At 70.2% G+C, this 5,933-nt stretch carries 6 protein-coding genes; 4 read left to right on the top strand and 2 right to left on the bottom strand.

The window, feature by feature from the left end; translation table 11 throughout:
* Nucleotides 1-1,788, top strand: a 1,788-nt coding sequence (locus AB0O34_RS35935) for a prolyl oligopeptidase family serine peptidase (RefSeq protein ID WP_363923317.1), incomplete at its 5' end; no start/stop codon positions are given.
* A gap of 34 nt (nt 1,789-1,822) precedes the next feature.
* On the opposite strand, the gene purU is transcribed toward AB0O34_RS35935, so the two are convergent.
* On the bottom strand, nt 1,823-2,671 hold the full coding sequence (gene purU / locus AB0O34_RS35930) for a formyltetrahydrofolate deformylase (protein ID WP_363923315.1): 849 nt from the start codon (nt 2,669-2,671) through the stop codon (nt 1,823-1,825).
* Between the two features lie 125 nt (nt 2,672-2,796).
* On the opposite strand from purU, the gene AB0O34_RS35925 reads away from it, so the two are divergent.
* The 3 genes from AB0O34_RS35925 (at nt 2,797) to AB0O34_RS35915 (ending at nt 4,131) form a co-directional block, all read left to right on the top strand.
* A complete protein-coding gene (locus AB0O34_RS35925) occupies nt 2,797-3,066 on the top strand; it encodes a hypothetical protein (protein ID WP_363923313.1) in 270 nt (89 codons plus the stop codon).
* A gap of 85 nt (nt 3,067-3,151) precedes the next feature.
* The gene (locus AB0O34_RS35920) at nt 3,152-3,604 is read left to right on the top strand and encodes a hypothetical protein (protein WP_363923311.1); all 453 of its coding nucleotides are present in this window, start codon (nt 3,152-3,154) and stop codon (nt 3,602-3,604) included.
* Nucleotides 3,605-3,687: 83 nt separating this feature from the next.
* On the top strand, nt 3,688-4,131 hold the full coding sequence (locus tag AB0O34_RS35915) for an NUDIX domain-containing protein (RefSeq protein WP_363923318.1): 444 nt from the start codon (nt 3,688-3,690) through the stop codon (nt 4,129-4,131).
* A 2-nt stretch (nt 4,132-4,133) separates the two neighbouring features.
* Here AB0O34_RS35915 and AB0O34_RS35910 read toward each other — a convergent pair whose 3' ends face one another.
* Nucleotides 4,134-5,603 carry a tetratricopeptide repeat protein gene (locus AB0O34_RS35910; protein ID WP_363923309.1) on the bottom strand — a complete coding sequence of 490 codons (1,470 nt, stop codon included), beginning with the start codon at nt 5,601-5,603 and terminating at the stop codon, nt 4,134-4,136.
* Nucleotides 5,604-5,933 lie beyond the last annotated feature (330 nt).

Below are 5,933 nucleotides of genomic sequence, written 5' to 3'. Positions count from 1 at the left end.
CACGCCGTGCTCTACACCGTCGGCGCCGACGGTGTAGAGCACGTGCTCCTCGACCCCATGGCGATGGACCCCTCCGGGCTGACCACCATCGACTCCTGGCAGCCCGACAAGGAAGGCCGCCGGCTCGCCTACCAGATCTCGGTGGGCGGCGACGAGGAGTCCCAGCTCCACGTCATCGACGTCGTGAGCGGCGAGCGGGTCGAGGGGCCGATCGACCGCTGCCGCTACTCCCCCATCGCCTGGCTGCCCGGGGGCGAGGCGTTCTACTACGTGCGCAGGCTCCCCGCGAGCGAGGTGCCCGACGGTGAGGACCAATTCCACCGCCGGGTCTACCTGCACCGCCTCGGCACGCCCACCGAGCAGGACGCCATGATCTTCGGCGAGGGGCTGGAGAAGACCAACTACTACGGCGTCTCGGTCTCCAGGGACGGCCGGTGGCTCACGATCTCCGCCTCCCGCGGCACCGCTCCGCGCAACGACCTGTGGATGGCAGATCTGTCCGCCTCCACCCTCGACGCGCCGCAGTTGGTCACCGTCCAGCAGGACGTCGACGCGCAGAGCATGCTCCTGTTCGGCCGTGACGGGCGGCTGTACGTCTTCACCGACCGCGACGCCCCGCGTGCCCGCGTCTGCGTCACCTCCCCCGAGCGTCCCGAGTACGACAGCTGGCGCGACCTCATCCCCGAGGACCCGGAGGCGGTGCTGTCCGACTTCGCGATCCTCGACGACCTCGACCGCCCCGTGATGCTCGTGGCCTGGACACGGCACGCCATCAGCGAGATCTCCATCCACGACCTCGCCGGCGGAGAGAAGATCGGCGAGGTGCCGACCCCCGGGCTCGGCACGATCGGCGGTATCACCGAGCGCCCCGAGGGCGGCCACGAGGCCTGGTTCGGCTACACCGACAACACCACCCCGGCGAGCATCCAGCGCTACGACGCCCGTACCGGCGAGACCACGCTCTGGGCGGCCTCGCCCGGCGCCGTCGAGGTCCCCGAGGTGAACACCGAGCGGGTGGTCTACCACTCCACCGACGGCACCGAGGTCCACATGATCGTGGTCTCCAGGCCGGGCACCGGCCCCCGCCCGACGATCCTTTACGGCTACGGCGGCTTCGGCGTGTCCATGACCCCCGGGTTCTCCTCCTCGATCCTTTCGTGGGTGGAGGCCGGCGGCGTCTACGCGGTCGCGCAGCTGCGCGGCGGCGGCGAGCAGGGCGAGGAGTGGCACCGCGCGGGCATGCTCGGCGACAAGCAGAACGTCTTCGACGACCTGCACGCGGCGGCCGAGCACCTGATCGCCACCGGAGTCACCACGCCCGGGCAGCTCGCGATCTCCGGGGGGTCCAACGGCGGCCTGCTGGTCGGAGCCGCCCTCACCCAGCGGCCCGAGCTGTACGCGGCGGTGGCCTGCTCCGCGCCGCTCCTTGACATGATCCGGTACGAGAAGTTCGGCCTCGGCGCCACCTGGAACGTCGAGTACGGCTCGGCGGACGTTCCGGAGGAGTTCGCCTGGCTGTGGGACTACTCCCCGTACCACCGCGTCCGCGAGGGCGTCGGCTATCCCGCGACGCTGTTCATGGTCTTCGGCTCCGACACCCGGGTGCATCCCCTGCACGCCTGGAAGATGTGCGCCGCGCTCCAGCACGCCCAGGCGGCCGACGACCGGCCCATCCTGCTGCGCAACGAGAGCGAGGTCGGCCACGGGGCCCGGGCGGTCAGCCGCTCGGTCGAGCTCATGGCCGACCAGCTCGCGTTCCTGGCCCAGCACACCGGCCTCGCCCCCTAGACGGCGCCACGGGGCCGGCTCATCGCCGGCGGATCTAGCGGGGGAAGACGATCGTCTTGTGGCCGTCGAGCAGCACCCGCTGCTCGGCGTGCCACCGCACGGCCCGCGACAGCGCCAGGCGCTCCACGTCGCGGCCCATGGCGGCCAGATCGTCGGGTGAGTGGGTGTGGTTGACCCTGGCCACCTCCTGCTCGATGATCGGGCCCTCGTCGAGGTCGGCCGTGACGTAGTGCGCGGTCGCGCCGATCAGCTTCACGCCTCGTGAGTACGCCTGGTGGTACGGCTTGGCGCCCTTGAAGGACGGCAGGAACGAGTGGTGGATGTTGATCACCTTGCCGGACAGCTTGGAGCACAGGTCCTCCGAGAGCACCTGCATGTAGCGGGCCAGCACCACCAGATCGGCGCGATAGTGCTCCACCAGCGTGAGGACCTCCGCCTCCTGGCGCGGCTTGGTCTCGGGAGTCACCGGCAGGTGGTGGTAGTCGATGCCGTACGACTGGGTGAGCGGTCGCAGGTCGGGATGGTTGGAGACGACGGCGACGATGTCGATCTCCAGCAGCCCCGAGCGCATGCGGTAGAGAAGATCGTTGAGGCAGTGGCCGAGCTTGCTCACCATTACGAGCACCCTCGGCCTGACGGCGAGGTCGTGCAGCCGGAACTCCATGGCGAACTCCGGGGCGAGCGCGGTGAAGGCCGCGCGCAGCTCGTCCTCGGGGAGGGCGGCGGTGAACTGCACGCGCATGAAGAAGCGCCCGGCGCCCGGGTCGCCGAACTGCTGGCTCTCGGTGATGTTGCAGCCCCGCGCGGCCAGCAGGCCTGAGACGGCCGCGACCACGCCGGGCCTGTCCGGGCAGGACAAGGTCAGCACGTATTCGGAGCTCACCGAACCACTCACCCCTTCGCTCACGTTGAGGCAGGTTACCGCTCAACGGCGGCCTCGCGATCCCTCCTTCCACAGGTTGGTCCGGCCACTTCACGGGCGTCCGGCGCCGAGGGCGTGACCTGGGGATGGATGTGATCACCTTTGACGGCATTACGGTGGGCCGACGGTACGGAGACGCAATGCATTTGCGCCTGTTGCCCCCTGTTGACCTGGCGCTTCATAGCCTCTATGACGTGAAATGGGTCGACAGCAGAGGATTTGAGGTCGAGGCACTGGTCCTCGGCAACCAACCCTGGCTGCGCGTGCGCAGGGGGCACGATTACGTGGCCTACTACACGGACGTCACCGAGCTCTCCCGGCATCTGGACCTGACCGATCTCGTGGTCACCGACTGACCCACCGCCATCACGGCGGTGCTCTGCCGGACCTACGAGGACGGGAAGTACAGTGGCGCCCGGACGAGCGGAGAGGAGCCGGCGGGTGCTCAAATGGGACACATTGTCACCGGAGGAAAAGCGAGCGGCGGTCGCACTGGCCGCGATGCTCCCCGGGTACGTCAACGCCGTCTTCGTGGCCGAGCACCTGGCGGAGGCGATCGCCTGGCAGCGCGGCGAGCTGACCGACGAGCAGTTGATGGAGCTGACGGGCTGGACGTTCAACGCGACCCCGGAGGAGTACGCCGACATGGCGCTCAGGTCCGCCGAGGAGGCGGGCATCGACCCGGTGGAGTGGCTGGACGCGATGAAGGGCGCCTACGAGGAGCAGCGTGCCATCGCCGCTGAGCTGCAGGAACAGAGCATGCACCAGACCGCTCGCCGCCCCGACGAGTTCTGGCGGATCGTCAACGCCAACACCTGGCCGGAAGACTTCGACGAGCCGCTGAGCCCGGAGCCCCCCGAGCCCCCGAAGAAGCCCGAGGAGCCCGAGGCGTAGGCGTTCTTCCGTGCCCACCGGTTCGGCCCGGCGCGGTGATCCCCGGCCACGCGCGGCCCCGACGTACCAGGAATTCGGTGACGATGATCAGTGACCGGCCCGCCGCCCGGGTGGTCTGCGTGGACGGCGAAGGCCGGATCCTGCTCATGCACTGGCGCGACCTCGTCAGCGGAGTGGTCTTCTGGGAGCCGCCGGGCGGTGGCATCGACCCCGGCGAGACCCCGCTGGAGGCCGCCCGGCGGGAGCTGTACGAGGAGACCGGCCTACCCGGCGACACGGTGACCGACATGTGGGTCCCTGTGGAGCGGGACTACCACTGGCTCGGCGTCCACTACGTGAAGGTCGAGCCGTTCTATCTCGCCCGCTTCGCCGGGACCCCCGAGATCGTCCCGGAGACGCTGACCGACGAGGAGCGGGACACCTTTCTCGGCCACGCGTGGTTCACCCCCGCCGAGCTGGCGGCTCTTCCCGACCCGGTCGAGCCGCCGGCCATTGCCGAGGTGATCGCCCTCCTCCTCCAGGAGTGATCTCAGCCCGCTTCGTGGAGGGCCTTGACCACGTCCGGGTCCCCGGGACCCAGGGCATGGGCGCGGCGCAGGTCGTCCAGGGCTTCGGCGAGCCTGCCGAGGCCCCTGAGCGCGGTCGCCCGGTTGAAGTAGAGGGCCGCGTCCTCGCCCAGAGCTATCGCGTGCGTGAGGTCCGCGACGGCTCCCTGGAGGTCGTCCGTCTCGTACCTCAGGCTCGCGCGGCCGGCCCAGGCCGGCACGAGGCTAGGGGCCCCGGTGAGCGCCACGTCGAACGCCGCCATCGCCTCCTCGTAGCGCCCCGCGGAGGTCTCCAGCTGGCCGAGCACGCATGACAGGTGAGGGTTGCCGGGGGCGAGGGCCAGCCCCGCGTCCACGTCGGCCCTGGCCTGCTCGTCGAGCCCGAACTCCACGAGCAGGCCGGCCCGGTTTATGTAGGCGTCCAGGTAGCCCGGATCGAGCTCCAGCACGTGGTCCAGGTCGGCCTTGGCCGCTTCGAGATCGCCCGTGGCGAGCAGGAGCTGAGCGCGGTTGTAGTACCCCTCCGGGAGCGGCGGGCTCAGGCGCAGCGCCGCCTCGTAGTCGGCCAGCGCCGCGTCCGGCCGTCCCATCTGGAACAGCAGGTTGCCCCGGTCCAGGTGATAGTCGGGGTAGGCGGGGTCGATCGCGATCGCGGCGTCCAGGTCGGCCAGCGCCTCCTGGGGATTTCCCAGCACTCCGAGGAGCTGCGCGCGGTTCGCCCGCAGGACCATGCGGTGGATCAGGTGCCGTTCCGGCGGAAGGTCGGTGTCCGCGAGCTTGATCGCCGACTCCACCAGGGTCAGCGCCCTGTCGGCGTGGCCGCCGCGCATCTCGATGAGGGCCTTGCCGTTGAGGTCGAAGCCCAGCTTGAAGGCGCGGACGCAGGGGTCGGGCAGCAGGGCGGAGATGGCGACGGCCTCGTTGATCCAGCCCTGGGCCCGGCCGAGGTCGCGCCTGGCGGGGTCGGGGTGGCGCGCGTCCAGCATGGCGGTCCCGTAGGCCGAGGCCGAGTGCACTTCCGCGTCCACGCTGGTGCGGCGGGCCCGCTCGTACAGCTCCCGCGCCTCTTCCCTGCGGCCCAGCCCGGCCAGAGCCGTCGCCGTCCCCTGGATGAGGTTCCACCAGCGGCCGGCGTCCGGAGCGCACAGACCCAGGCCGCGCAGGCCGAAGTCGGCCGCCGCCTCCAGGAACCCCTCGCGCATGCAGTGGTCGAGCGCGGCCCAGAGCGCCTCGACCCCGGCGCCAGACGGGTCGCTTCCGTGCTCCCGATGGTAGGGAATCGCTCCGAAGGACCAGTGCGGTCGCCCTGTGGCGGCCAGCTCGCCGGCTCGCCGGTCGTGCATCCGGGCCCGCTCGGCGGACTGCAGCGCCCGGTACGCGGCGATCGCCCGGGGGTCGTCAAGCGTGCCGTCGGAGGCGACATAACGGACCGCGAGGTTTTCCGGTTCCCCCAAAGTTGTCAATTCGGACTTAATGCTCCGACCGCGAAAGGAATCAGGTGCCGCTTTACTGGCAAACACCACAATTGTCAAACATTCGGGGTCGAAACGGCGTACAAGCGTGGCGAGGAGTTCGCGATCGGTCTCGTCGGCCTCATCAACGTTGTCGACGACGATTGCCCCGGGCGCGACCCCGCAGTCACGGATGAATTCGGTGATTCCATTGGCAATCCGCAGAGTGCGGCGGGGCGCGGGCACGAGGATGCGCTCCTCCTCGGGAAGGCGCGCGTCGAGGGCGGCGCGGCGGGCGGGCACCCGATCGTGAAGATCGGGTGCCGCCCCACG

Source organism: Sphaerisporangium sp. NPDC088356, assembly GCF_040685555.1.
In the GTDB taxonomy this organism is placed as follows: Bacteria; Actinomycetota; Actinomycetes; order Streptosporangiales; family Streptosporangiaceae; genus Sphaerisporangium.
This window is presented reverse-complemented; position numbering and strand designations above follow the sequence as displayed.